The organism is Dyadobacter sp. HNCC25DJ186 (assembly GCF_056895235.1).
Map to the genome: position 1 here is coordinate 39,475 of NZ_JBXHAS010000018.1, position 23,169 is coordinate 62,643.

The window sequence follows — 23,169 nt, forward strand, 5'->3', positions numbered from 1 at the left end:
TTTATATTTAATGGATTTCCGAAAGTCGCTTCCGGACTATTTTGAAACTTGAACAGCTTTCCCGTTCGTAAGATTTAGTTGTCCTGTCGTAACCACCTGATCGCCCGGTTGTAATCCGCCCAGTACTTCAATGTTATTCCCAAGCTCCCGGCCAATCGATAATTTTCTTTGCTGGGCAACGTTCTGATTTACAACATATACGTATGGGTTTTTAATACTTTCGACCAATGCCACTCTCGGAATTTGCAGCGACTTTTCCTTTGATTTTTGAGAGAAATCTACGTTTACAAAAGTACCGGCTTTCAATTGCCCTGAGTTCGGGATCATAATTTCCACCGGATAGCTGTGCTCTTCGTTACCCCTCGGAGCGATATATGAAATTTGTCCGCTAAACATTTTTCCTGAAATCACATCTGCAGTCACCTTCACTTTTTGCCCTTCACGCAGTTGGTAAACATCCTTTTCATTTACCATAACCTGCACTTTCAGTCGGGATACATCCAAAATTGTGGCAAGTACAGTACCAGCGTTTACAAATTCACCAACCTCAATGTCCTTCTTCACAATTCGACCGCTAATCGGAGCTTTTACCGTAGCATCCTGAATTTGTTTTCTGATTTGTTCTGCTTTATTTACAGCGTTATCATAGTCAAATTTTGTCTGGTTCAGCTGCAATTCCGTCGTCGCGTTTCCGGCATACAGTTTGTCATAACGGGCCACATCTTTTTGTAACTTATCAATATTCAGCTGGGTAGCCTGCAAAGCGAGTTCGTTTAATTTATTGTCAATTTGGATCAGTGTAGAACCTTTCGAAACGTTAGTGCCAAGATCAAAATTCACTTTTAACACCTGCCCCTGGCTTGTCGCCATAAGTGACGTTTCTCTGAAAGGAATAAGGTTTCCCGTTTTAAGAAGTGATTGGCTGACGGTATCTTCTTTTACTTCAACAACCGTCACTGGTATTGCTGCATTTGAAACGGTTACAGGTTTATTTTTTTCGTCAATTGCTTTCTTGTTCGAAACCAGCCTGGCACCAATCAGGATTACGACGGCCAAAACGGCAAGTGATATTATTATCGTTGTCTTTTTCATTATTGTAGGCTTTTGTGATGTCAAAGTTGGTTATAGAAAGGTAGGAGTGTGCCTTGTGCCTGTTCCAGATCAAGTCTTGCCTGATAAAAATTGATCAGCGAATTGACATAGTCAGTTTGGGCCTGGCGATATGAATTTTCCGCGTTGATAAGATCTGTGAGTGGTGCAGTTCCCTCTTTGTATTGAAGCGTCGTGATATCATAAACTTTCCGCGCCAGCTGGACATTTCTGTCATCGTTTTCGGTGCTGTATCTCGCCTGTTCCAATTGGGTCTGAGAATTGTTAAAAGCAAGGCGATAGGACTGGACGTTCAACTTTTGCTGTTCTTCCTGCGTCATCACTTTAAGTTTGGCCTGCTGAATCTGTGCATCCCTGCTGAAACCGTCGAAGATTGGAATATTCAAACGAAGTCCGATTGCTCCAAAGCCTGAGAAATTTTTAAAAGCCTGGCTAAACTCGTTAGTCAGGGCGAGCTGTCCGTAACGTGCGGTAAAACTTAAACGCGGCAGGTAACCTGCTCTGATGCGATCCAGATCAAGTCTGTTAAGCGTAAGTTCATTTTCAATAAGCTGATAGTCAGTCAGGTTTTTTGCGTCAAACTGTGCATCCTGTATGTTTGGGATTTGCGACAAGAGCAGCGAATCTTTTAAATATAATTCCTGATCCTGATTCAGGCCCATTTGATATTTCAACCGATTCAAAGCGAGCGTGAGATTATTTTTAGACAGCGTCAACTGTGATTTGTTCGAGTTGTAACTTACTTCCGTACGGTCATAATCCACGGGCTGAATTACCCCATTATCACGCTGCAATTTCAAAATATCCAGTACCTGCTGTGTTTTTTTGAGGTTATCTTCCAGCAAAGAAATTTGCTGTTGAGATACGAAAACTGAATAATAATTTTTTGCGATCTGATAAATGACTTCCTCCTGTGTCGACCTTTCATTCAGATCAGCCCGTTCCTGATTCGGCTTGTTCGCTTTTATTCCAATTAACAAAGACTGATCAAAAATCGCCTGTTCCGCAGAGGCCGTAAAGTTGGTTTGAAACTTCGAGCCGAGCGCGATGCGTGTTGGCTCAGGACCAAAAACACCAGCCGGAAGGGCGGTTGTCTGCAATTTTAAGTTATCATCAAATGTGCCTGTTCCGGAAATCTGAGGAAGATAACTCGACAAAGCCTGCCGCGACAGCTGACGTGCATTCTCTTTTTGATATTGAGCAATGCGTACCGTCCCGAAATGTTTCAGTCCATAATCAATGCAGTTTTTTAAAGACCAGGGTGTTTGCGCCTCCGCGAAGAATGGCATGGAAAGGAGTATCATTATCTTTCCAAAAAATGTTTTTTTCATACTAATAGGTTGATGTGTCTACTGTGGATATATCAACTATATCTCCAAATTTTTTTACTCTTTAATTACATTCGAAATTTTCCTGGATATCGAAATCAAAGAATCAATTTCTTCACGCGTAATGGAAGCAGTCATTCTTCTGTCAATATCTTCTATCGATTCCATCATTTTAGTTGCGACCAATTTTCCGGCCGGTGTCAGTTCAATCAGATTTTTCCGTCGGTCGTTCACGTCTGCAACGATTCTAACGTAACCATCCCGGGCAAGCGTTTGTACGGAACGTTGTATGCCTCCTTTGTCTTTTTGCGAGAAATTGGCAATTTCCTGCTGCGATGGTGAATTGCCTTCACGGAGATAAACGACAAATAAAATCTGAAGCTGTTCTACCTGCAAGGTATAGCCCATTTTTGCCAGCTCCTTATTCGTATTCCGGCCGACGAGATGGGAGACAGTGATGATATTGAATATCATCATCCTGCTCAAGCGCTCGTAGTTGGCCTTATTCAGTTCTTTAACTTCTATATCCATGATACAAATATAAAATAGGTAGACATATCAACCAAATTTATTAAACCATTTATCGCATTATTTTTTTCAGTGTGACGAAAATATGCTTATACCTGGAATAAGTTGAAAAAAATATTTATAAAATCGAATATTGGGTGTGCAAAATTGTTAATTTAACAGTTGTATTTATTTAACTTACGAAGTTATTTGAAAACATGGCGTCGGTTGATCTTCTGCGTCTGACTTTCAAGAACAAATCCTGAATCAATTATTAACTATTTTCTTTTGAGATGAATCGTAGAGAAGCCGTTCAAAAATTGACCCTTCTGATGGGAGGCGTTGTTTCAGCACCTTTAATGGCTGGTGTGATGGGAGAAAAGCTGAATTTCGGCCCATCTGTCGAAGTTACCGCAGAGCAGGAAGCGCTGCTGGCTGAAATTGCCGATGTTATTATTCCAACTACAAAAACGCCTGGTGCCAAAGCAGCCGGCGTTGAAAAATTTATCACGCGGGTCATACGTGATTGTTATGTTGAAGCTGAACAGCAGAAATTTTATGCTGGTGTTGAGAGGTTAAATAAAAGCAGTAATGATGTTTACGGAAAAGGATTTGCAGCACTTGACGCAACTCAGAAAAATGATATCGTAAAACGCAGCACGACGGCGGACAAACCTTTTTTTCTGCAAATGAAGGGGCTTACAGTAACTGGTTATTTCACATCTGAAATCGGAGCGACTCAGGCGCTGGATTATTTGCCTATTCCCGGCAGATTCGACGGCTCTTATCCGATGAAAGAAGGACAAAAAACCTGGGCACTTTAAGATTTTAACCTTTCTAAATTTATTAAAAGTATTATCACCATGGCGAATTTAAATGTTGATGCAGTAAAAGATATGACCTACGATGCCATCGTAATCGGTTCGGGTGTTTCCGGCGGTTGGGCAGCGAAGGAGTTGACTGAAAAAGGTTTAAAAGTATTGATGCTTGAAAAGGGAAAACCACTTGAACACGTTACCGGCTACGAAAACGCGTTGAAGGATCCCTGGGATATGAAATATAATGGTCGTTTGACGGTGAAACAAAAAGAAACACATCCATTTCTTTCGCGCGATTATCCGTATAATGAGATGACGGAAAAGTATTGGATGAACGATATGGATTCACCGTACGAGGAAAAGAAAAGATTTGACTGGTTCAGACCCAACATCGTTGGTGGGAAATCGATTATGTGGGGCCGTCAGTCGTATCGTTGGAGTGACCTGGATTTCGAAGCGAATCTGAAAGACGGAATTGCGGTCGACTGGCCGATCCGTTATAAAGATGTCGCACCGTGGTATTCTTATGTTGAAAAACATGTAGGAATCTCTGGTGAAAAACTGGGTTTGCCCCAACTCCCGGACAGTGATTTCCTACCGCCAATGGAGATGTACCATGTGGAAAAAGAAGTTCGTAAGAGACTTGAAAAGCAATTTCCAGGTCGTACGATGACGATTGGAAGGGTTGCAAACCTTTCACAGCCGGACAAAATCCAGCTGGAAGGTGGTCGTTCTCCATGTCAGTACCGGAACCGTTGTTCGTATGGCTGTCCATACGGCGCTTATTTCAGTACGCAATCCAGTACATTACCACCGGCTGTAAAAACAGGACTTTTGACACTTCGTCCTGATTCTGTGGTGAGGGAAATCGTTTATGATAAGGTTAAACAAAAAGCGACTGGCGTGAAGGTTACAGATTCTGTGACTTTGGAGGAGCGTGAGTATTTTGCCAAAATAATTTTCGTTTGTGCCAGCGCCATCGGTACTTCATTAGTTCTTTTGAACTCTACCTCGGATCGTTTTCCAAATGGTTTGGGTAATGATTCTGGTGAACTTGGACATAACTTAATGGATCACCATTTCCGTACAGGTGCCAGTGGTGTTTGGGAAGGCGATCTTGATAAATATTATTTCGGTCGTCGTGCAAATGGTATTTATGTGCCGCGTTACCAGAATATTGGAAATGACAAACGTGATTACATTCGTGGATTCGGATACCAGGGCGGCGGAGGTCGCCAGGGCTGGCAGCGTAATGTGGCTGAACTTGCTTTCGGTGCTGATTTCAAGGAAGATCTTACAACACCAGGACAATGGACAATGGGTTTTGGCGGTTTTGGTGAAACATTGCCATACCATGAAAACAGAATGTTCCTGAATAAAGAGAAAAAAGACAAATGGGGAATGCCAACGGTTGTTTTTGATGCAGAATTACGCGAAAATGAAATGAAAATGCGTAAGGATATGAAGAACGACGCCGCTGAAATGCTTGAAAAATCTGGTGTAAAAAATGTGAAAACGCATGACAACGGATCTTATCTCGGTATGGCAATCCACGAAATGGGAACCGCTCGTATGGGTCGTGATCCAAAAACGTCGGTTTTGAATGGAAATAACCAGATGCATTCTGTTAAAAATGTATTCGTTACGGATGGCGCTGCGATGGTTTCGGCATCTTGTGTGAATCCATCATTGACTTATATGGCACTTACGGCCAGAGCCGCGGATTTTGCCGTTAAAGAACTTAAAAAGAAAAATATCTAAATAATTTTTGGCGAAATGAAATCCCGTTAACCAATTTATTTTGGTTGACGGGATTTTTTTATAACATTCAGTCTCATAAGGTTGGCTTGATTTTTATGGTTTATCAGTAAAAAAGGAAAACTGTATGGCTGCTAAAATCACGCTAAAAGTAAATGGAAAATCTTATCAGGGGGATGTGGATCCTGATATGCCGCTCCTTTATTTTCTTCGAAATAATCTGCAAATGAATGGTCCGAAATACGGATGTGGCATTGAACGCTGCGGCAGTTGTATGGTACTTTTGAATGGAAAAGCAAATCCGTCCTGCGTTATTCCTGCCTCCGCGGCGCAGGAGTTTGACATTACTACTTTGGAGGGGTTGGCAAAGGGCAATAAACTTGATATTGTTCAGGAAGCATTTATTGAAGAACAGGCTGCCCAATGTGGATATTGTCTGAATGGTATGATTATCTCGGCCAAGGCTTTGTTAAGTGAAAACAAAAATCCCTCTGATCTGCAAATCCGGCAGGCACTTCAACGTGTATTATGCCGGTGTGGAACGCATACCAGAATGATAAAGGCGGTGAAAAATGCAGCTCAGAAAATGAATGAATAATATGGAAAATCATAATAATTTTAATGTTTCCAGGAGAAAGTTTTTACAGAATTCCGGTCAGTTGATTGTAGGGTTTAATTTGATCCCTTTTCTTGAATTAAAAGATACTGAGACTGATTTATGGGGAGATACTGGTAAAAAGAACATTGTTGATTCCTGGATTACCCTGAATGCAGATGGCGTCGTAACGGTTCTAACGGGCAAGATGGAGTTGGGGCAGGGGATAAAAACTGCTTTGATGCAGATTGCTGCGGAGGAACTCGATGTGGCCATGGAAAAAGTTAAGATAGTTATTGCTGACACTGCCCGAACGCAAGACGAGCGTTACACGGCCGGCAGTGCTTCCATTGAAGGAAGTGGCAAAGCGATCAGGAATGCGGCCGGCGAAGCCCGGAGATATTTACTCTCTTTGGCTGAGAAAAAAATGGGAACGACAGCGGAAAACCTTTTTGTAGAAAATGGAAAGGTAATATCAAAAATAAATCGGCAAACGGTTTCTTATCAGGAATTGATTAATGGTAGGCGGTTTGAAATTGAAGTGACGGGAAAGGCACCGGTAAAATCTCCCTTGGACTACAAGTTAATCGGCAAACCTGTTCCTCGTAAAGATCTATCGCTCATGGCATCCGCTCAACCATATTATGTTCAGGACCTTCGTTTTCCGGATATGGTGCATGCCAGGGTATTGCGGCCGCCGACTTACAACGCGAAACTTTTATCACTTCCGAAAAGCGAAGTATTGGCTTTGCCGGGCGTTTTAAAAGTTGTAGTAAATGGCAGTTTCGTGGCTGCGATAACAGTTGACGAATACCAGAGCATAAAGGCCCTTAATCGAATGAAACAATTGGCAAAGTGGGAAAGTCCGTCCATTTCTCCTTTGCAAAAAGACTTATATACCGATATGCTAAACAGCACTACCTCATCAGAAACTGTTGAAGAAGAAGGGAATGTTGAAGAAGCCCTGGCAACGGATTTGAAGAAATATGAGGCCATTTACAAACGTCCTTATCATATCCATGGCTCCATCGGTCCGTCCTGCGCAATTGGTTTCTGGGAAAAAAATAAGTTGACAATCTGGACGCATAGTCAGGGAGTTTATCCTTTGCGTAAAACACTGTCAGATCTTTTGAAAATTCCTGAGGAAAATATCCGAACGATCGGCGTTCCGGGAGCTGGTTGTTATGGTCATAACGGAGCCGACGATGTGGCCGCGGATGCTGCATTACTGGCAATGCAAATGGAGGGAAAACACGTGCGTGTGCAATGGATGCGGGAAGACGAGCATACCTGGGAGCCTTTCGGTTCGGCAATGATTTTTAAAATAAAAGCAAGTTTGGATGATTCAGGAAAGATTAGTTCCTGGTATACCGAATTGTGGTCGGATACACATAGCAGCAGGCCAGGAGGAAAGGCAGGCCATTTTATTGCTGCCCGTGATCTGGAAAAACCTTTTTATTTCCAGACCGGCGGTTTTTCCGGAGGAAGCCACCGAAACTCGATACCATTATATAATTTAAAAAACAGAAAAGTTGTCCTGCACAATTTTAAAGGACCGCTTCGTACCTCTGCGCTGCGTAGTTTGGGTGCCTATGCCAATATTTTCGCGCTTGAATCCTTTATGGATGAGCTGGCCGAAAAGGCGGGGAAAGATCCTGTGCAATTTCGTCTGGAACATTTGACGGATGAGCGTGCAAAAGAAGTTATTACAACGCTGGTAAATAAAGCTGGCTGGCGGAATAATAAACAGGTGAATTTTGGAGAGGGGATTGCATTCGCACAGTACAAAAATGCAGCGTCCTATTTTGCTGTCAAGGCCGAAGTGACAATTGATCCGGTTAAAAAATCATTTAAAGTTACAAAATTGACTGGAGCAATTGATGCCGGGCAAACGATCAACAGCGACGGGATTATCAATCAAACTTCCGGCGGAATGATTCAGGCTGCGAGCTGGACACTTTTGGAACAGGTACTTTATGATGAAAAAGGTGTTCAAAGTAAAACCTGGGAAAGCTATCCGATTCTTCGTTTCGAAGATGTCCCTGATACTGAGGTCATACTAATTGACCGGCCGGAAAAACCTCCGCTCGGTGCAGGAGAGGCGGCGCAGGGCCCAACGGCTGCTGCCATCGCCAATGCAATTTTTCATGCAACAGGTTCAAGGCTTCGTGAAATTCCGCTAACGGCTGATAAAATAGATTGGGCAAAAGTCTGAGTGCGCGTTTCCATTTTGAGAAAAAATCTAAAAAGCTTATCAATCTGATAGGCTTTTTTTATGCGGTAATTTAATTATTCTTCCTATTGTATTGATAGTCAGTCGATTGTTGGGTAAAATTTAGATTAGGTTCGTTTTTGGTATCTAATAAATCAACTATCAATTTACAAAAACGATGAAAAGGAAAATATCCAGAGGGATTTACAAGCAGATGCAGAAGTTCGCAGACCTTACCCAAACCATGATTGTCAGAGGCAATATATCGCGCGCGAAAAAATGTTTCGCTGTTGCTGAAAATCTGTTTATCAATGGTAATAAAGAAACACAAAGAGCGATCTCAAACGTCTACCTATATTCTGTTTCCGGTATGCTTGAATTGAAACATTTCAACACCGAAAAAATACTTCCAAATGCCTTGAAAAAGGAATACATCAAACAAATCAACGCCTGTTAGGTCATGGAAAAGCTTGAAATGCTGCTTCACTTCAAACCTTTCATTCTGATAAAATCCTATCATTTTGAGTTGCTTTTTTCTGGGTCTAGGTTGGTGTTTATGATGTTATCTTTTTGATTTAAAGTGAGTTAAGTAATGACTAATTAAGTCGGAATAAATTTGGTATTAATAAATGAAAATGCTGTCACTCAATAAATTTTAAAATAGTATGATCACAATCCTTTTAGTATCTGGCGGAATTTTATGTTTCGCGCTCTTCTACAAAACAGTAAACTTCTTTGAAAATATCTAATCATGGCAGCGCTCTTCATAGTCTCAATATGTGTGTTTGGTTATATCTGTTACGTGTTGATCAAACCTGAAAAGTTCTAACCGGATCGAAAACCGGAAAACGAAATCGAATTAAAAAATAGAAAAAATGAACACTGAATTATTTGGAATCATTGCCATGTTTGTCCTTACGGTTGCCTTCGCAATACCGTTTGGCAAGTACATTGCAAAAGTTTATGCAGGCGAAAAAACCTCCTTGGATCCTGTTTTTAACCCCATTGAAAAACTGTTTTTCAAAATCAGCGGTATTGACTTAAAAGCTGAAATGAATTGGAAACAGCACATGTTTTCGCTCATCACAATCAACATGGTCTGGTTTGTATTGGGTATGTTTGTTCTGATGAACCAAGGCTGGTTGCCATTAAACCCTGACGGAAATCCGGGACAAACGGCTGATCTGGCATTTAACACAAGCATCTCATTCGTTGTAAACTGTAACTTACAGCATTACTCCGGAGAATCGGGACTTAGTTATTTGTCTCAGTTATTCCTTATGTTCCTGCATTTTGTAACAGCAGGGACAGGTATGGCGGCGGCGGCTGTTTTGTTTATGGCCTTGCGCGAACGCACCACAGAAAAACTTGGTAATTTTTACAATTTCCTGGTTAAATCATGTCTAAGAATCTTGCTTCCGCTTTCAATCCTTGTTGCTACAATTCTGGCTTTCAACGGTACGCCGATGACTTTTGATGGAAAGGATACCATCATCAACATGCAGGGAGATACCGTGCAGGTTTCCAAAGGTCCGGTCGCAGCGTTTGTTGCAATTAAACATTTGGGTACGAATGGTGGTGGATTTTATGGAGCAAATTCTGCTCACCCTTTGGAAAACCCGAACTATCTGACCAACATGGTTGAAATGATTTCACAGATTATCATTCCAATGGCTATGATCTTTGCTTTTGGTTTCTTTCTGAAAAGAAGAAAAATGAGCTGGATGATTTTCGGAGTAATGACAATCGGATTTTTACTTCTGACCGTGCCAACTATTATTTGGGAAAACGGTGGCAATCACGCCATCACCGCCATGGGTATCGATAACAATGCCGGTGCGATGGAAGGTAAGGAAGTCAGGTTTGGTACTACCGCTTCTGCTTTTTGGAGTATAGCCACAACCGTTATTTCAACCGGTTCTGTCAACTCCATGCATGATAGTTACACTCCACTTTCGGGAATGACCCAATTACTGGCGATGATGACCAATGCGTTTTATGGTGGTGTCGGTGTGGGTATGCTCAACTTTTTCATCTTCATTATTCTGGCTGTGTTTATCAGTGGATTGATGGTGGGTAGAACACCGGAGCTTATGGGTAAAAAAATTGAAGCGCGTGAAATGAAAATTGCGATGATCGTTGCTTTGCTTCACCCATTCCTGATTCTGGTTGGTACTGCATTGGCCGCTGCATTTCCTACGATTACTTCTGCCACGCTTGCCAACCCAGGCTTCCACGGATTTACGGAAATGCTCTACGAATATACCTCATCCTCAGCGAATAACGGTAGTGGGTTTGAAGGTTTGGGCGATAACACTTTATGGTGGAATATTTCAACAGGTTTTGTACTTATTCTTTCAAGATTCATTCCAATCATCGGCCCGATCGCTATTGCAGGACTTCTGGCAAATAAAAAATACATTCCTGAAAGTGCGGGAACTTTGAAAACTGACTCTTCAACTTTTGGGATTATGATTCTGGCCGTTATTGTGATTATCACAGCGTTATCCTTTTTTCCGGCTCTAACGCTCGGTCCGATCGCTGAATATTTCACGTTGCGTTAAGAATCGATTTCATAAATAATTTAAAGGCTACCAGAAAATTTGTTCAGGCGACAGATTTTCACAGATCGAAAAGTAGCCAATACCTAATCGCTAACGGCCAAAAGCCATAATGAAATGAAAAATCAAGATACGTCCTTATTTCAGAAGGACTTGGTTAATGAAGCCCTCAAACAGGCATTTGTAAAATTGAATCCCAAAATAATGTTCCGTAATCCGGTGATGTTTACCGTGGAAATCGGAACGGTGATTATGCTGGTGGTAAGTATCTGGACTTTGATGGGTGAAGAATCCCAGGGTAGTTTTGCCTATAACTTCACTGTTTTTCTTATTCTCTTGCTGACACTGCTTTTTGCCAATTTCGCAGAAGGAATCGCAGAAGCAAGAGGAAAAGCGCAGGCGGATAGTTTGCGTAAAACAAGAGAAGAAACACCGGCAAGACTGGTTATTGAAAACAAGCCAGGGTTCTCTGTTTCAACAAAACAGGTAATGTCTGCTTCCATGAAAAAGGGCGATGTTTTTATCTGTGAAGCGGGTGATAATATTGCAACGGATGGAGAGATTATCGAAGGTCTTGCCACGATCGACGAAAGTGCGATCACAGGTGAAAGTGCACCGGTAATTCGTGAAGCCGGCGGTGATAAAAGTAGTGTGACAGGCGGTACCAAGGTCTTGTCTGACAAGATTAAGGTCATGGTAACGACAGAGCCGGGCGAGAGTTTTCTTGACAAAATGATCGCTTTGGTAGAAGGTGCCAGTCGCCAGAAAACTCCCAACGAAATTGCACTGACGATCCTTTTGGCTGGTTTCACACTTGTATTTATTATTGTCTGTGTGACTTTGAAACCATTCGCGGACCACGCCAATACGCCGATTACGATTGCTGCTTTTATCTCGCTTTTCGTTTGTCTGATTCCGACAACGATTGGTGGTTTACTTTCAGCGATTGGTATTGCCGGGATGGACAGAGCGCTTCGCGCCAATGTGATTACCAAATCGGGTAAAGCGGTAGAAACAGCTGGTGATATCGACGTCTTGCTTTTGGATAAAACCGGAACGATCACGATCGGTAACAGAAAGGCTACAAATTTCTATGCGGCCAAAGGTGTGACGGACAATCATTTTATCAAATGTGCAGTGTTAAGTTCAATTGCTGATGAAACACCGGAAGGAAAATCAATTCTGGAACTTGCAAATTTGAATCCGTCAACATATGCCAATCTGAGTAATCCAACCTTCATTAAATTTACTGCTGAAACAAGAAGCTCAGGTGTTGATTTTGATGAAATCAGAATTCGTAAAGGTGCCTTTGATTCTATGAAAAATCTGACAATAAAAGCAGGAAATAATTTTCCGGCTGATATTGAAGAAAAAACAAAGGCTATATCAAACAACGGTGGAACGCCGCTCGTGGTTACAGAAAATGAAAAAGTGCTGGGTGTGATTGAATTGCAGGATATTATCAAACCTGGTATCAGTGAACGTTTCGAGCGTCTTCGGAAAATGGGCGTAAAAACGGTGATGGTTACGGGTGATAATCCTCTTACTGCCAAGTTTATTGCTGAAAAAGCTGGTGTGGATGACTTTATTGCAGAGGCCAAGCCGGAGGATAAAATGAACTACATCAAAAGAGAACAGGAAAGTGGAAAACTGGTTGCGATGATGGGGGATGGTACCAATGACGCGCCGGCACTTGCACAGGCGGATGTTGGCGTAGCGATGAACAGCGGTACCCAGGCAGCAAAAGAAGCAGGAAATATGGTGGATTTGGATAACGATCCAACCAAACTGATTGAGATTGTTGAGATTGGAAAGCAATTGCTCATGACACGTGGTACGCTGACAACCTTTTCCATTGCGAATGACGTTGCCAAATATTTCGCCATTATTCCAGCCTTATTTATCGCTTCAATTCCAGCGCTTCAAGGTTTGAATATCATGGATCTTCATAGTCCGGAAAGTGCAATATTATCGGCTGTTATTTTCAATGCGATCATCATTCCAATCCTGATTCCGTTAGCCTTGAAAGGTGTGGCATACAAACCAATCGGAGCCAGTGCATTGTTGAGAAGAAACCTTTTTATCTACGGTTTAGGCGGTGTTGTAGTGCCTTTTATCGGAATTAAGGTGATTGATATGCTGGTGAGTATCTGGTTTTAATTATTGCAAAAAGGAGGAGCAATTTTGGGCGGTTTGTAAACATTCGAATGATGAAAAGAGAAAATAGTATTGCTTATTCTTGCGAGATATGCTCGACAAACTGTTCAAAGCTGTCTCCGCTAAACGAAACAACATTTCCTTTTTCGAAATCTTCAATCGATTTATCAAGCCTGGCAAAATACGCATCACGAGTCTCTTCACGAAGAATTCCAGGCGATGCTTTGTCAGTAATACTAATAGTGACCTCGCTGTCTTTTGAAACACTAAGTAAAGCTTTGATTCTGGAAATCAATTCGTCAGTAAACTCAGAAGATTTAATTTTTAGTACAGCTTCCATAAATATGAATTTTTATAAAAAGGGATTAATGATGGTAAGCTTATTCTCAAAAACCAAGCCGCGATGTTGCTATCGATGAAGAAACTATCTCTCATTAGCCTCGTTACGATCAAATTTAAAATCACGCATGTCAATTTGTAAAGTATTAAAGAATTGAATTGCATTTTGAGTAGCCTTTTTTTTGTTCAAATAAGCTGAATCAATATTGTCATCTATCTCAAAAGCAATCACTTCAACACCCTTGTTGAGATATTCAATAGGTAAGTTGATGGTCAATTGAGAAGCAGTCTCGGCAACAAATACCTTACGATACATAAGTCAAATGTTTATTATCAAAAATAGCGAAAATTTAATTATCATGAAGACGAACCTATTTCCCGCAATCAAGTTAACTGCAATCACGCTGGTTTTCTTTGCCGGAGTTTATACAATTATCATCTGGGGAATTGCTCAACTTGCTCCTAACCATGGAAATGGCGAGGTGATCACTCAAAACGGAAAAAAATATTACACCAACGTTGGTCAGGCTTTCACCGAGGATAAATATTTCAATTCCCGCCCATCGGCTGTGGATTATAATGCAGCCGGTAGTGGTGGTAGCAACAAGGCACCTTCAAATCCTGAATACCTTCAAATGGTTCAGGCTAGGATCGATACCTTTTTAGTCCACAATCCAGAAGTTAAAAAACAAGATGTGCCTGTGGAATTAGTTACGGCCAGCGGAAGTGGTCTTGACCCTGACATTTCTCCAAATGCTGCACTCGTTCAGCTAAAACGGGTCGCTAAAATAAGAAAGGTTTCAGAGCAGAACATTCAAAAACTCATCGAAGAAAACACAGAAGCGCCTTTACTGGGACTTCTGGGACCTGCCAAAGTGAATGTTTTGAAGTTGAACATGGCCCTTGACCAGGTTAAGTAAAAGCATAAATTACTCAACGTTATTAATTAAAATTCTCAACAAAAAATCAAGAGTTCAGTACACTGATTCGTATTACAATGAATAAATTAATTTTGTTTGCCGCAGGAATTTTTTCTATTCCTGCTATTGCCCAGGATAGCATTTCAACTGAAACAGCAAAACCAAATCCTCTGACTTTTTCAGGTTACGTTGAAGCCTATTATAGTTATGATTTCAATAAACCAGCCAACCACGAACGTCCTGGATTTTTATACAATTTCAACAAGCACAACGAGGTCAATTTAAATCTGGGACTTTTTAAGGTTAACTATAATACAGAAAATGTAAGGGCTAATCTGGCTGTGATGGTCGGTACTTATCCGCAATATAACCTGGCTGCGGAACAAGGATTATTGAAAAATATTTTTGAAGCCAACGTGGGATTCAAAATTTCGAAGAAAAATAACCTTTGGATTGACGCCGGAATCATGCCTTCGCACATTGGGTTTGAAAGTGCAATTGGAAAAGACAACTGGAATTTGACACGCAGTGTTTTGGCTGAAAATTCTCCATATTATGAGGCAGGTGTCAAAATTGGTTACACCAGCCAAAACGAAAAATTATATGCCGCGGCCATGTATCTGAACGGCTGGCAGCGTATCCAGAAAATCCCTGGAAACCAGACGCCTGCTTTTGGAACACAATTAACATACAAACCTTCTGCAAATGCAACATTAAATTGGAGCACTTATATTGGGAATGAGCAACCGGACAGTACCAGACAGTGGCGTTACTTTAACAACTTTTACGGTCAGTTTCAGCTCACGGATAAATTTGGTCTGACGGCCGGATTAGACATTGGAGTGCAACAAAAAAGCAAAGGAAGCAGCAGTTACAATGTGTGGTATACTCCGGTTTTGATTGCCCGGTATATGCCGAATGAAAAGGTCAGGATTGCTGCCAGAGGTGAATATTATGCAGATGAAAAAGGGGTGATTATTAGCACAGGAACGCCAAATGGTTTTAAAACTTTTGGCTACTCTGCCAACTTCGATTACCTGCCTGCACAAAATGTAATGTTCAGACTCGAAGCAAGGGCTTTTAACAGCAAAGACGATATATTTACAAAGGATGGCCGGGCCGACAACCGGAATTTCTTTGTTACAACATCCGTTGCACTATCATTTTAATGACTGAAAAAGAAAACAACGTAAAACATTTTCTGGACCTGATTAAAAAATCCAGAAAAGGAAAGTTTAAAATCTACATCGGCATGAGTGCCGGTGTAGGTAAAACCTTCCGGATGCTGCAAGAGGCCCACACATTGATGCGAAATGGCATTGATGTGAAAATTGGTTATATAGAAACCCATAACCGTAAAGAAACGCACGAGCTGCTGGAAGGCTTGCCGATAATTCCAAGACGAAAACTTTTTTACAAAGGTAAGGAGCTGGAAGAATTCGATTTGCAGGCTGTTATAAGTCTTCGACCGGAAATTGTGATCGTAGATGAACTTGCCCATACCAACATTGAAGGCAGCAAAAACGACAAACGCTGGCAGGATGTCATGGAAATCCTGGATGCCGGAATCAACGTGATCAGCGCAGTTAATATTCAGCATATTGAAAGTCTGAATGAAGAGATCAAGCAAATTACGGGTGTCGAGGTTAAGGAAAGAATACCGGATAGTGTGCTGCAACAGGCCGATGAAGTGGTAAACATTGACCTTACCGCAGACGAATTAATTACGCGTTTGAAGGAAGGGAAAATTTATGCTGCCGAAAAAGTACCGACTGCTCTTAATAACTTTTTTACATCAGGAAATATTCTGCAACTTCGTGAGCTTGCGCTGAAAGAAGTGGCCAGTCAGGTGGTCAGAAAAGTGGAGACGGAGGTGACTTCACGGAGTGTGACAGCTTTAAAGGCAAATAAATTTATGGCCTGTATCAGCAGTAATGCTAAAACTTCTAAAAACGTAATCCGCAAAACGGCCCGTTTGGCAAGTTATTACAACAGTCCCTGGGTGTTACTTTATGTTCAAACACCGAAGGAAAGTACTGATAAAATTGCACTTGATAAGCAGCGTCACCTGATTAATAATTTTAAGCTGGCGACTGAACTTGGAGGCGAAATAATTCGAGTTGAAAGTCCTCATGTGTCCCGTACGATTATGGAAGTTGCCGAGCAAAGACAAATCACAACAATTTGTATTGGTAAGCCGCATATGAGTTTGTTTAAAGTAATTTTGGCCACCAATATCTTTAACCAGTTATTGAAAAAGCTATCCGTTTCTGAAATTGACCTGGTCATTTTGTCCTGATGAAAATAAAAACCAAATTAACCCTCGGCGTTGGCCTGCTGTTTCTGATGATCATTATCCTGTCATTGGTCGCGGCGCGTTATATCAACGTTTTGAAAAACGATACCGAAAATATTCTGGTTGATAATTATAACACACTCGAATATTCCCGCAACATGTTGATGTCGCTGGATCAAACGCAGCTTGGCACAAAAGCATTTTTAACGTTTGAAGATAACTTGAATAAGCAGCGAAAAAATGTTACGGAAATAGGGGAGCGGGAAGCAACAGACGCTATTTCCGAACATTTGACACAGTTAAAACAGGATCCGTCCAATTTGCTGCTTCATCAGGTTATCCGTAAAGATATCACAGAGTTGATGCGTTTAAATATGGAGGCGATTCGACGTAAAAGTGAGGTAGCCAAAGAAACCGCACGTTCTGCCAATTTATGGATTGTGATCACGGGTACGCTTTGCTTCTTGTTTGCTTTTACTTTGCTGGTCAATCTGCCAAGTAATATTGCCAATCCGATTAAAGAACTGACGGAAAGTATAAAGGAAATTGCTGCGAAGAATTATTCTCAGCGGGTGAATTTTGGCAGCAAAAACGAGTTCGGCGAATTGGCTGGTTCGTTTAATACAATGGCTGAAAAGCTTGAAGAATATGACAGCAGCAATCTTTCCAAAATACTATTTGAAAAGAAAAGAATTGAAACCCTGATCAACAACATGCACGAGCCTGTTTTGGGTTTGGACGAAAATAAAAAAATACTGTTTGCCAACAATGAAGTTTTGAAAATTTCAGGGCTTTTGGCAGAAGATGTTGTGGGGAAAGCAGCAGTGGATGTGGCATTGCATAATGACCTGATCCGCTCGCTGGTTCAAGGATTGGTGAACCCAAAACCGGATCATGAAAAAGAAAAACCCCTTAAAATATACGCTGATAACAAGGAAAGTTATTTCGAAAAGGAAATTGTAAATATTACCATTACGCCAACAGGTGAGAAGGAAAAGATATTTATTGGTCAGGTGATTGTATTAAAAAATATAACACCGTTCAAAGAGCTGGATTTTGCTAAAACCAATTTTATCGCCACGGTCTCTCACGAATTGAAAACACCGATTTCATCTATAAAAATGAGTGTTCAATTGCTGGAAAATAAACAGACCGGCGAGGTTAACGAAGAACAGCAACAATTGATTGAAAGTATAAAAGATGATAGCAACAGGTTGCTGAAAATCACAGGGGAACTGCTGAATCTTTCACAGGTCGAAACCGGAAATATACAATTAAATATTCAACAAGGGAGTCCCTACAAAATTATCCAGTATGCGACAGAGGCGGTAAAAGTACAGGCCGACCAGAAGCAGATCAAACTGGTGTTGAATGCAGACGAAAATCTCCCTGAGGTAAAAGCGGATACAGAAAAAACGGCTTGGGTATTGATCAATTTTCTTACCAATGCGATCCGGTATTCCTCGGAAGATACTAAAATTGAAATTGGTGTTAAGAAGGAAAATAATGCCGTTATTTTTTCTGTAAAAGATCAGGGAAAAGGTATTGAAAGCCGTTACCGGGAGAAAATTTTCGATCGCTATTTTCAGGTTCCCGGAAGTCCGAAAACAGGGACAGGCCTTGGGCTGGCGATCAGTAAAGAATTCATTGAAGCACAGGGAGGCAAAATCGGGCTGGATTCTGAAATTGGTATGGGCAGTACTTTTTATTTCAGTTTGAATAGCTGATTGGTGTGTGAAATTCAGGGGGGGATATACAATACTTTTACTTTTTATGGCAAATGATCCGGTGATTTACATTTTTTCCTTTGAATAAATGTAGAGTATCACATTTATTCAAAGGAAAAAATGTAATTTAGTACATATTATCCCACGAATAAATGTACTCAGAGAATGGAGAGGAGAGAATTCAGGCAGTTATTAGCATGGAAAAATTCGGAAAATCGCAAACCATTATTGATTCGTGGAGCTCGTCAGGTGGGTAAAACATGGTTAATGAAGGCTTTCGGGAAAGAGGAATACGAACAATTTGTTTATATAAACTTTGAAAGTAACAGGAGACTAGGCACCATATTCGAAACTGATTTTGATATCAAACGAATAATTCTCGCTCTGCAAATAGAAACCGGTATCATTATCAATCCTGAAAATACTTTAATTATTCTGGATGAAATTCAGGAGGCGCAAGGTGCATTGACGTCACTGAAATATTTTCATGAAAATGCCCCGGAATATCATATCATTTCTGCCGGTTCCTTGCTCGGAGTTGCACTCAACAGGCAAACTTCGTTTCCGGTTGGTAAAGTTGAATTTTTAGATTTACATCCTTTAAGTTTTGTTGAGTTTCTACAAGCCCTTGGCGAAGGTCCCTTACTTCAACTCCTGGAAAGTCAGGATTGGATATTGATTAAGACATTTAAAACAAAATACATACAGCTATTAAAGCAGTATTATTATGTCGGTGGCATGCCGGAAGCGGTATTGTCATTTTCCAAAAATACTGATTTTGATAAAGTGAGAGATATTCAGAAGCGAATTCTGGAATCGTATGAACAAGACTTTTCAAAACACGCGCCACGGGAAATTGTTCCAAGAATCAGAATGTTATGGCAGTCAATTCCGGCGCAGCTTGCAAAAGAAAACAAGAAGTTTATTTACGGAATTATTAAGGAAGGGGCCAGAGCAAAAGAGTACGAATTGGCAATGTCGTGGTTAATAGATTGTGGACTAATTTATAAAGTGAACAGGATCACGAAACCTGCCATACCGCTGAAGGCTTATGAAGACTTTGGTGCGTTTAAATTATTCATCGTGGATATTGGCCTGCTGGGCGCAATGGTGAATATGGATGTAAAAACGCTTTTGGAAGGAAATGTTTTATTTGAAGAATTTAAGGGGGCATTAACTGAGCAGTTTGTGATGCAACAATTAATCACTTTCAAAGAAATATCTACCTATTACTGGTCAGCGGAAAAGGCAACCGCGGAAATAGATATCCTTATCCAATTTTCAGGAAAAATTATTCCTGTTGAAGTGAAGGCGGAAGAAAATCTGAAGGCGAAAAGTTTAAAGGTGTTTTATGAAAAATACAGCCCGGCGTTAACAATCAGAACTTCAATTTCTGATTTCAGAAAAGAAGAATGGTTGATGAATTTACCGTTATATGCGCTAAGCGAGCTGACTGCGATAATCTCAAAGAGCTAACACCGATTTGCAATCGGTGTTGCATTGTCCAGCGTTTGCAACGCGACCAAAAGTAAAGCTTTATAAATAGCCTCGTCAAAAAATAAAATATTTAAAACATCAGATAAAGTCTGTTTCAACCAGCCCTTTCAATCCGGCATAATTCCGAGCAGAACTGAACAAGTAATTTTCAGCCTCATCTACAATGGAAGTTCTGACAGGATTTTGATGTATATAATTCAGCTTCTGTTTTGTGAATTCATAACTAAAACATTCCATAGCGTGATTTCCATCCTGCCAGAATTTGTAGTCTTTTACATTCACCTTGAACTTTCCGGCAAACTCAAAACGATACAACATCCAGTCTTTACGACTTTCTACTTCACTATTGATTGCCGCAACGATTTTTTTTGAGGTAAATTTCTTGAAGTCACGAAGAATGTCTGATAAATTATAGCCGTCTTTTGCTGATGCTAACAAATGAAGATGATTGGACATTAAACACCAGCCATGAATTTGAAGACCTTTTTCTTTCTGGCAATATATTAATGAGTCGGTTATCAGAAATTTGTACTCTTTTCTTGTGAATACATCGATCCAATCAACTACCGTCATTGTTAGAAAATAAATTGCGTTTTGATTCCTGATGAAATACTGGTCGGATGCCATTTTTTTTTAGTTGGTGTTTTGGTTTGACGGAGCGAACGTGGGATTGTAACTGATTTTTAGTATTTAAGAAATATATATTGGTGTTGTCTTGATTACTTTTTCGCGTTGCAAACGCGAAACCATGCATCACCGATTGCAAATCGGTGTTAGCAGCCGTTCCAAAGCGAACGAACAGTGTTCATTATCGGACATTGTTCGTTCGCTTTGTATTTGTAAATATTTGATTTTAAAATACTTAACCTATCGAAACATATTTGGCAAACTATTTGAGCGGCAAAGCTTGTAAAACCTATACATAACAAGTCATGATCAGCAACTATTTCAAAATCGCCAGAAGGAATCTTATCAAAAACAAGGTTTACTCCTTTATTAATATTGCTGGTCTTGCCACTGGTCTGGCCGTAGCCATGCTTATCGGGCTGTGGATTTTTGATGAACTTTCGTTTAACAAATCCTTTGAAAACTACGGTCGTCTCGCGATTATTAAGCAAAATCAGACTTTCAATAATGAGGTCACTACGCAAAGTTCTGTTCCTTATTTAATGGGCGAAGAGATTCGTAATAAATATGGAAGTGACTTTAAACATGTAGTTATGTCGTCCGGGCAGTCCACCCGTATTTTGGCTTTTGGAGATCAAAAAATTTCTAAACAAGGAAATTTCATGGAACCGGGGATTACAGAAATGTTGTCGCTGGAAATGGTAAAGGGAACAAGGGCAGGTCTGAAAGAAATTAATTCCATTATGCTCTCGGAAGAAACTGCAAAGGCACTTTTTGGAGATCATGATCCGATTGACAAGGTCGTTAAAGTTAATAACAAACAGGATCTGAAAGTTACCGGCGTTTATAAAAATATTCCCTATAACTCTGACTTTAAAGATCTGGCATTTATAGCACCCTGGGATTTATACATTAATAACGAAAACTGGTCTGAGAAAAAGACAAATCCATGGCGTGCAAATATGTTTCTTACGTTTGTGCAAATTGCTGACCAGGCGAATATGGAGAAGGTGTCTGCAAAAATCAAGAACGTTAAATTAAATGCAGTCAAATCTCAGGTCGCGGTATTTAAGCCTAAGATATTCCTTCATCCACTAAGCAAATGGCACTTATATTCTGAATTTAAAAATGGTAAAATTGCGGGTGGCAGTATAGAATTTGTTTGGCTTTTTGGCATTATTGGTGTTTTTGTCCTGCTATTGGCATGTATCAATTTTATGAATCTGAGCACAGCAAGAAGTGAAAAAAGAGCTAAGGAAGTTGGGATCCGTAAGGCGATTGGTTCCCTGAGAAGTCAGCTGATCACACAGTTTTTTAGCGAATCATTACTCGTGGTGGCTCTTGCTTTTATTTTATCCGTGATTTTTGTGCTTTCCGCATTGCCATATTTTAATGAGGTAGCAGATAAAAAGATGATTTTTCCATGGAAGGAACCGTTGTTCTGGATTGTCAGTATAGGTTTCAGTATTTTGACTGGACTTATTGCAGGAAGTTATCCTGCACTTTATCTGTCTTCATTTCAGCCAATTAAAGTATTAAAAGGAAGTGGTTTTGCAAGAATTAAACTTGGCAGTTTCGCCGCTGTTCCCCGTAAAGTTCTGGTAGTGGTTCAGTTTACAATTTCTATTATTTTAATTATTGGCACCATTACCGTCTTCCGTCAAATCGAATTTGCTAAAAACCGTCCGGTGGGATATGATAGAAATAATTTGCTCATGGTTGCCATGAATACACCTGAATTGCATGGACACTATGATGCTATAAGAAGTGAATTATTAAAAACGGGTGTAGTCAAAGAGATGTCGCAGTCGTCGAATCCTACTACCTATATCGCTGCGATAAACAATGGTTATGAGTGGGAGGGAAAGGATCCGGCAACGCAAGGAAATTTTGCTACTATGGCCGTGTCTCATGATTTTGGAAATACAGTGGGATGGCAGTTTAAAGAGGGTAGAGATTTTTCGAGGTCGTTTTCGACTGATTCTTCCGGTGTTGTGATCAATGAGACGGCTGCGAAATTTATGGGGCTAAAAAACCCTGTTGGTTCAATTATCAAAGCAGACGGGAAACCATATCAGGTTATTGGTGTGATCAAAGATATGGTCATGGAATCACCATACAAAGCTTCTTTTCGCACTGTTTTTTTTCTGGAATATGGTTGGGCCAGTGTTTTCAATATTAAAATAAATCCTGAATCAGGATCAACAGAGGCAATAAACAAAATTGAAAAAGTATTCAAAAAATTTAACCCGGCAGCGCCTTTCGATTATAAATTTACCGACGAACAGTATGCGAAAAAATTCGGAGAGGAAGTAAGAATTGGTAAATTAACCTCGTTTTTTGCTGTTCTGGCCATATTCATCAGTTGTCTTGGATTATTTGGAATGGCCACTTTCACTGCCGAGCAGCGTACCAAAGAAATCGGTGTTCGAAAAGTACTGGGCGCTTCTGTCGCGAATCTCTGGCAAATGCTTTCGAAAGATTTTGTTGTCCTGGTTGTTATTTCCTGTATTATTTCAGCACCGGTGGCCTATTATTTTTTGAATGGCTGGCTGCAAAAATATGAGTACCGGACGGAGGTCTCCTGGTGGATTTTTGTGCTGGCAAGTTTCGGTGCTCTGGTCATAACGCTGATGACGGTGAGTTATCAGGCAATCCGGGCTGCTTTATTAGATCCGGTTAAGAGTTTGAAAAGTGAATAGGATTAATCGAAAATG

Annotated in this window: 20 protein-coding genes; 14 read left to right on the forward strand and 6 right to left on the reverse strand. The window is 40.6% G+C overall.

Annotated elements, in window-relative coordinates; genetic code table 11:
* Positions 1–36: 36 nt before the first annotated feature.
* Genes AC1XUO_RS28555 through AC1XUO_RS28565 form a run of 3 tightly spaced genes read right to left on the reverse strand, consistent with a single transcriptional unit; the run spans position 37 to position 2,969 of the window.
* Complete coding sequence (locus tag AC1XUO_RS28555; RefSeq protein WP_483333270.1) at positions 37–1,092, reverse strand: efflux RND transporter periplasmic adaptor subunit; 1,056 nt, start codon at positions 1,090–1,092, stop codon at positions 37–39.
* A 20-nt stretch (positions 1,093–1,112) separates the two neighbouring features.
* Positions 1,113–2,441 carry a TolC family protein gene (locus AC1XUO_RS28560; protein WP_483333271.1) on the reverse strand — a complete coding sequence of 443 codons (1,329 nt, stop codon included), beginning with the start codon at positions 2,439–2,441 and terminating at the stop codon, positions 1,113–1,115.
* A gap of 54 nt (positions 2,442–2,495) precedes the next feature.
* A complete protein-coding gene (locus AC1XUO_RS28565) occupies positions 2,496–2,969 on the reverse strand; it encodes a MarR family winged helix-turn-helix transcriptional regulator (RefSeq protein WP_483333272.1) in 474 nt (157 codons plus the stop codon).
* A gap of 269 nt (positions 2,970–3,238) precedes the next feature.
* Here AC1XUO_RS28565 and AC1XUO_RS28570 point away from each other — a divergent pair, with 269 nt between their 5' ends.
* The 8 genes from AC1XUO_RS28570 (at position 3,239) to kdpB (ending at position 13,049) form a co-directional block, all read left to right on the forward strand.
* Entirely contained in the window at positions 3,239–3,769 is a 531-nt protein-coding gene (locus AC1XUO_RS28570) for a gluconate 2-dehydrogenase subunit 3 family protein (protein ID WP_483333273.1), read from the forward strand.
* A 39-nt stretch (positions 3,770–3,808) separates the two neighbouring features.
* Positions 3,809–5,524 carry a GMC oxidoreductase gene (locus AC1XUO_RS28575; RefSeq protein WP_483333274.1) on the forward strand — a complete coding sequence of 572 codons (1,716 nt, stop codon included), beginning with the start codon at positions 3,809–3,811 and terminating at the stop codon, positions 5,522–5,524.
* Positions 5,525–5,648: 124 nt separating this feature from the next.
* Complete coding sequence (locus AC1XUO_RS28580; protein WP_483333275.1) at positions 5,649–6,119, forward strand: (2Fe-2S)-binding protein; 471 nt, start codon at positions 5,649–5,651, stop codon at positions 6,117–6,119.
* A 1-nt stretch (position 6,120) separates the two neighbouring features.
* Positions 6,121–8,331: a xanthine dehydrogenase family protein molybdopterin-binding subunit gene (locus AC1XUO_RS28585; RefSeq protein ID WP_483333276.1), complete on the forward strand. Its 2,211-nt coding sequence runs from the start codon at positions 6,121–6,123 to the stop codon at positions 8,329–8,331.
* A 175-nt stretch (positions 8,332–8,506) separates the two neighbouring features.
* A complete protein-coding gene (locus AC1XUO_RS28590) occupies positions 8,507–8,785 on the forward strand; it encodes a DUF7674 family protein (RefSeq protein WP_483333278.1) in 279 nt (92 codons plus the stop codon).
* A 294-nt stretch (positions 8,786–9,079) separates the two neighbouring features.
* On the forward strand, positions 9,080–9,157 hold the full coding sequence (locus AC1XUO_RS28595) for a potassium-transporting ATPase subunit F (protein ID WP_137340128.1): 78 nt from the start codon (positions 9,080–9,082) through the stop codon (positions 9,155–9,157).
* 46 nt (positions 9,158–9,203) lie between these two features.
* Positions 9,204–10,892 carry a potassium-transporting ATPase subunit KdpA gene (kdpA, locus tag AC1XUO_RS28600; RefSeq protein WP_483333279.1) on the forward strand — a complete coding sequence of 563 codons (1,689 nt, stop codon included), beginning with the start codon at positions 9,204–9,206 and terminating at the stop codon, positions 10,890–10,892.
* Between the two features lie 114 nt (positions 10,893–11,006).
* On the forward strand, positions 11,007–13,049 hold the full coding sequence (gene kdpB / locus AC1XUO_RS28605; protein ID WP_483333280.1) for a potassium-transporting ATPase subunit KdpB: 2,043 nt from the start codon (positions 11,007–11,009) through the stop codon (positions 13,047–13,049).
* 73 nt (positions 13,050–13,122) lie between these two features.
* Here the strand turns inward: kdpB and AC1XUO_RS28610 are convergent, their stop codons facing one another.
* Together AC1XUO_RS28610 and AC1XUO_RS28615 are read right to left on the reverse strand one after the other, a co-directional pair.
* A complete protein-coding gene (locus tag AC1XUO_RS28610) occupies positions 13,123–13,386 on the reverse strand; it encodes a hypothetical protein (protein WP_483333281.1) in 264 nt (87 codons plus the stop codon).
* 84 nt (positions 13,387–13,470) lie between these two features.
* Positions 13,471–13,701, reverse strand: coding sequence for a hypothetical protein (locus tag AC1XUO_RS28615; RefSeq protein ID WP_483333283.1), 231 nt, complete (start codon positions 13,699–13,701; stop codon positions 13,471–13,473).
* 43 nt (positions 13,702–13,744) lie between these two features.
* Here AC1XUO_RS28615 and AC1XUO_RS28620 point away from each other — a divergent pair, with 43 nt between their 5' ends.
* The 5 genes from AC1XUO_RS28620 (at position 13,745) to AC1XUO_RS28640 (ending at position 19,804) form a co-directional block, all read left to right on the forward strand.
* Positions 13,745–14,305, forward strand: coding sequence for a K(+)-transporting ATPase subunit C (locus tag AC1XUO_RS28620; RefSeq protein WP_483333284.1), 561 nt, complete (start codon positions 13,745–13,747; stop codon positions 14,303–14,305).
* Positions 14,306–14,382: 77 nt separating this feature from the next.
* Entirely contained in the window at positions 14,383–15,474 is a 1,092-nt protein-coding gene (locus AC1XUO_RS28625) for a porin (protein WP_483333285.1), read from the forward strand.
* Positions 15,474–16,604: a sensor protein KdpD gene (locus AC1XUO_RS28630; protein ID WP_483333286.1), complete on the forward strand. Its 1,131-nt coding sequence runs from the start codon at positions 15,474–15,476 to the stop codon at positions 16,602–16,604. Before AC1XUO_RS28625 ends, AC1XUO_RS28630 begins: the two co-directional genes overlap by 1 nt.
* Complete coding sequence (locus tag AC1XUO_RS28635; RefSeq protein WP_483333288.1) at positions 16,604–18,328, forward strand: ATP-binding protein; 1,725 nt, start codon at positions 16,604–16,606, stop codon at positions 18,326–18,328. Before AC1XUO_RS28630 ends, AC1XUO_RS28635 begins: the two co-directional genes overlap by 1 nt.
* Positions 18,329–18,493: 165 nt before the next feature.
* Positions 18,494–19,804, forward strand: a complete 1,311-nt coding sequence (locus tag AC1XUO_RS28640) for an ATP-binding protein (RefSeq protein WP_483333289.1) — start codon at positions 18,494–18,496, stop codon at positions 19,802–19,804.
* Positions 19,805–19,903: 99 nt separating this feature from the next.
* Here AC1XUO_RS28640 and AC1XUO_RS28645 read toward each other — a convergent pair whose 3' ends face one another.
* Positions 19,904–20,452 carry an REP-associated tyrosine transposase gene (locus tag AC1XUO_RS28645; RefSeq protein ID WP_483333291.1) on the reverse strand — a complete coding sequence of 183 codons (549 nt, stop codon included), beginning with the start codon at positions 20,450–20,452 and terminating at the stop codon, positions 19,904–19,906.
* Between the two features lie 305 nt (positions 20,453–20,757).
* Here AC1XUO_RS28645 and AC1XUO_RS28650 point away from each other — a divergent pair, with 305 nt between their 5' ends.
* Positions 20,758–23,154, forward strand: a complete 2,397-nt coding sequence (locus AC1XUO_RS28650; RefSeq protein ID WP_483333292.1) for an ABC transporter permease — start codon at positions 20,758–20,760, stop codon at positions 23,152–23,154.
* The last annotated feature ends 15 nt before the right edge of the window (positions 23,155–23,169 follow it).

Coding starts and splice junctions, on each gene's coding strand:
- AC1XUO_RS28645 (WP_483333291.1), bottom strand. CDS start 20,452: ATGGCATCCGACCAGTATTTCATCAGGAATCAAAACGCAATTTATTTT.
- AC1XUO_RS28630 (WP_483333286.1), top strand. CDS start 15,474: ATGACTGAAAAAGAAAACAACGTAAAACATTTTCTGGACCTGATTAAA.
- AC1XUO_RS28625 (WP_483333285.1), top strand. CDS start 14,383: ATGAATAAATTAATTTTGTTTGCCGCAGGAATTTTTTCTATTCCTGCT.
- AC1XUO_RS28650 (WP_483333292.1), top strand. CDS start 20,758: ATGATCAGCAACTATTTCAAAATCGCCAGAAGGAATCTTATCAAAAAC.
- AC1XUO_RS28640 (WP_483333289.1), top strand. CDS start 18,494: ATGGAGAGGAGAGAATTCAGGCAGTTATTAGCATGGAAAAATTCGGAA.
- kdpA (WP_483333279.1), top strand. CDS start 9,204: ATGAACACTGAATTATTTGGAATCATTGCCATGTTTGTCCTTACGGTT.
- kdpB (WP_483333280.1), top strand. CDS start 11,007: ATGAAAAATCAAGATACGTCCTTATTTCAGAAGGACTTGGTTAATGAA.
- AC1XUO_RS28590 (WP_483333278.1), top strand. CDS start 8,507: ATGAAAAGGAAAATATCCAGAGGGATTTACAAGCAGATGCAGAAGTTC.
- AC1XUO_RS28555 (WP_483333270.1), bottom strand. CDS start 1,092: ATGAAAAAGACAACGATAATAATATCACTTGCCGTTTTGGCCGTCGTA.
- AC1XUO_RS28580 (WP_483333275.1), top strand. CDS start 5,649: ATGGCTGCTAAAATCACGCTAAAAGTAAATGGAAAATCTTATCAGGGG.
- AC1XUO_RS28595 (WP_137340128.1), top strand. CDS start 9,080: ATGGCAGCGCTCTTCATAGTCTCAATATGTGTGTTTGGTTATATCTGT.
- AC1XUO_RS28615 (WP_483333283.1), bottom strand. CDS start 13,701: ATGTATCGTAAGGTATTTGTTGCCGAGACTGCTTCTCAATTGACCATC.
- AC1XUO_RS28620 (WP_483333284.1), top strand. CDS start 13,745: ATGAAGACGAACCTATTTCCCGCAATCAAGTTAACTGCAATCACGCTG.
- AC1XUO_RS28585 (WP_483333276.1), top strand. CDS start 6,121: ATGGAAAATCATAATAATTTTAATGTTTCCAGGAGAAAGTTTTTACAG.
- AC1XUO_RS28565 (WP_483333272.1), bottom strand. CDS start 2,969: ATGGATATAGAAGTTAAAGAACTGAATAAGGCCAACTACGAGCGCTTG.
- AC1XUO_RS28610 (WP_483333281.1), bottom strand. CDS start 13,386: ATGGAAGCTGTACTAAAAATTAAATCTTCTGAGTTTACTGACGAATTG.
- AC1XUO_RS28575 (WP_483333274.1), top strand. CDS start 3,809: ATGGCGAATTTAAATGTTGATGCAGTAAAAGATATGACCTACGATGCC.
- AC1XUO_RS28635 (WP_483333288.1), top strand. CDS start 16,604: ATGAAAATAAAAACCAAATTAACCCTCGGCGTTGGCCTGCTGTTTCTG.
- AC1XUO_RS28570 (WP_483333273.1), top strand. CDS start 3,239: ATGAATCGTAGAGAAGCCGTTCAAAAATTGACCCTTCTGATGGGAGGC.
- AC1XUO_RS28560 (WP_483333271.1), bottom strand. CDS start 2,441: ATGAAAAAAACATTTTTTGGAAAGATAATGATACTCCTTTCCATGCCA.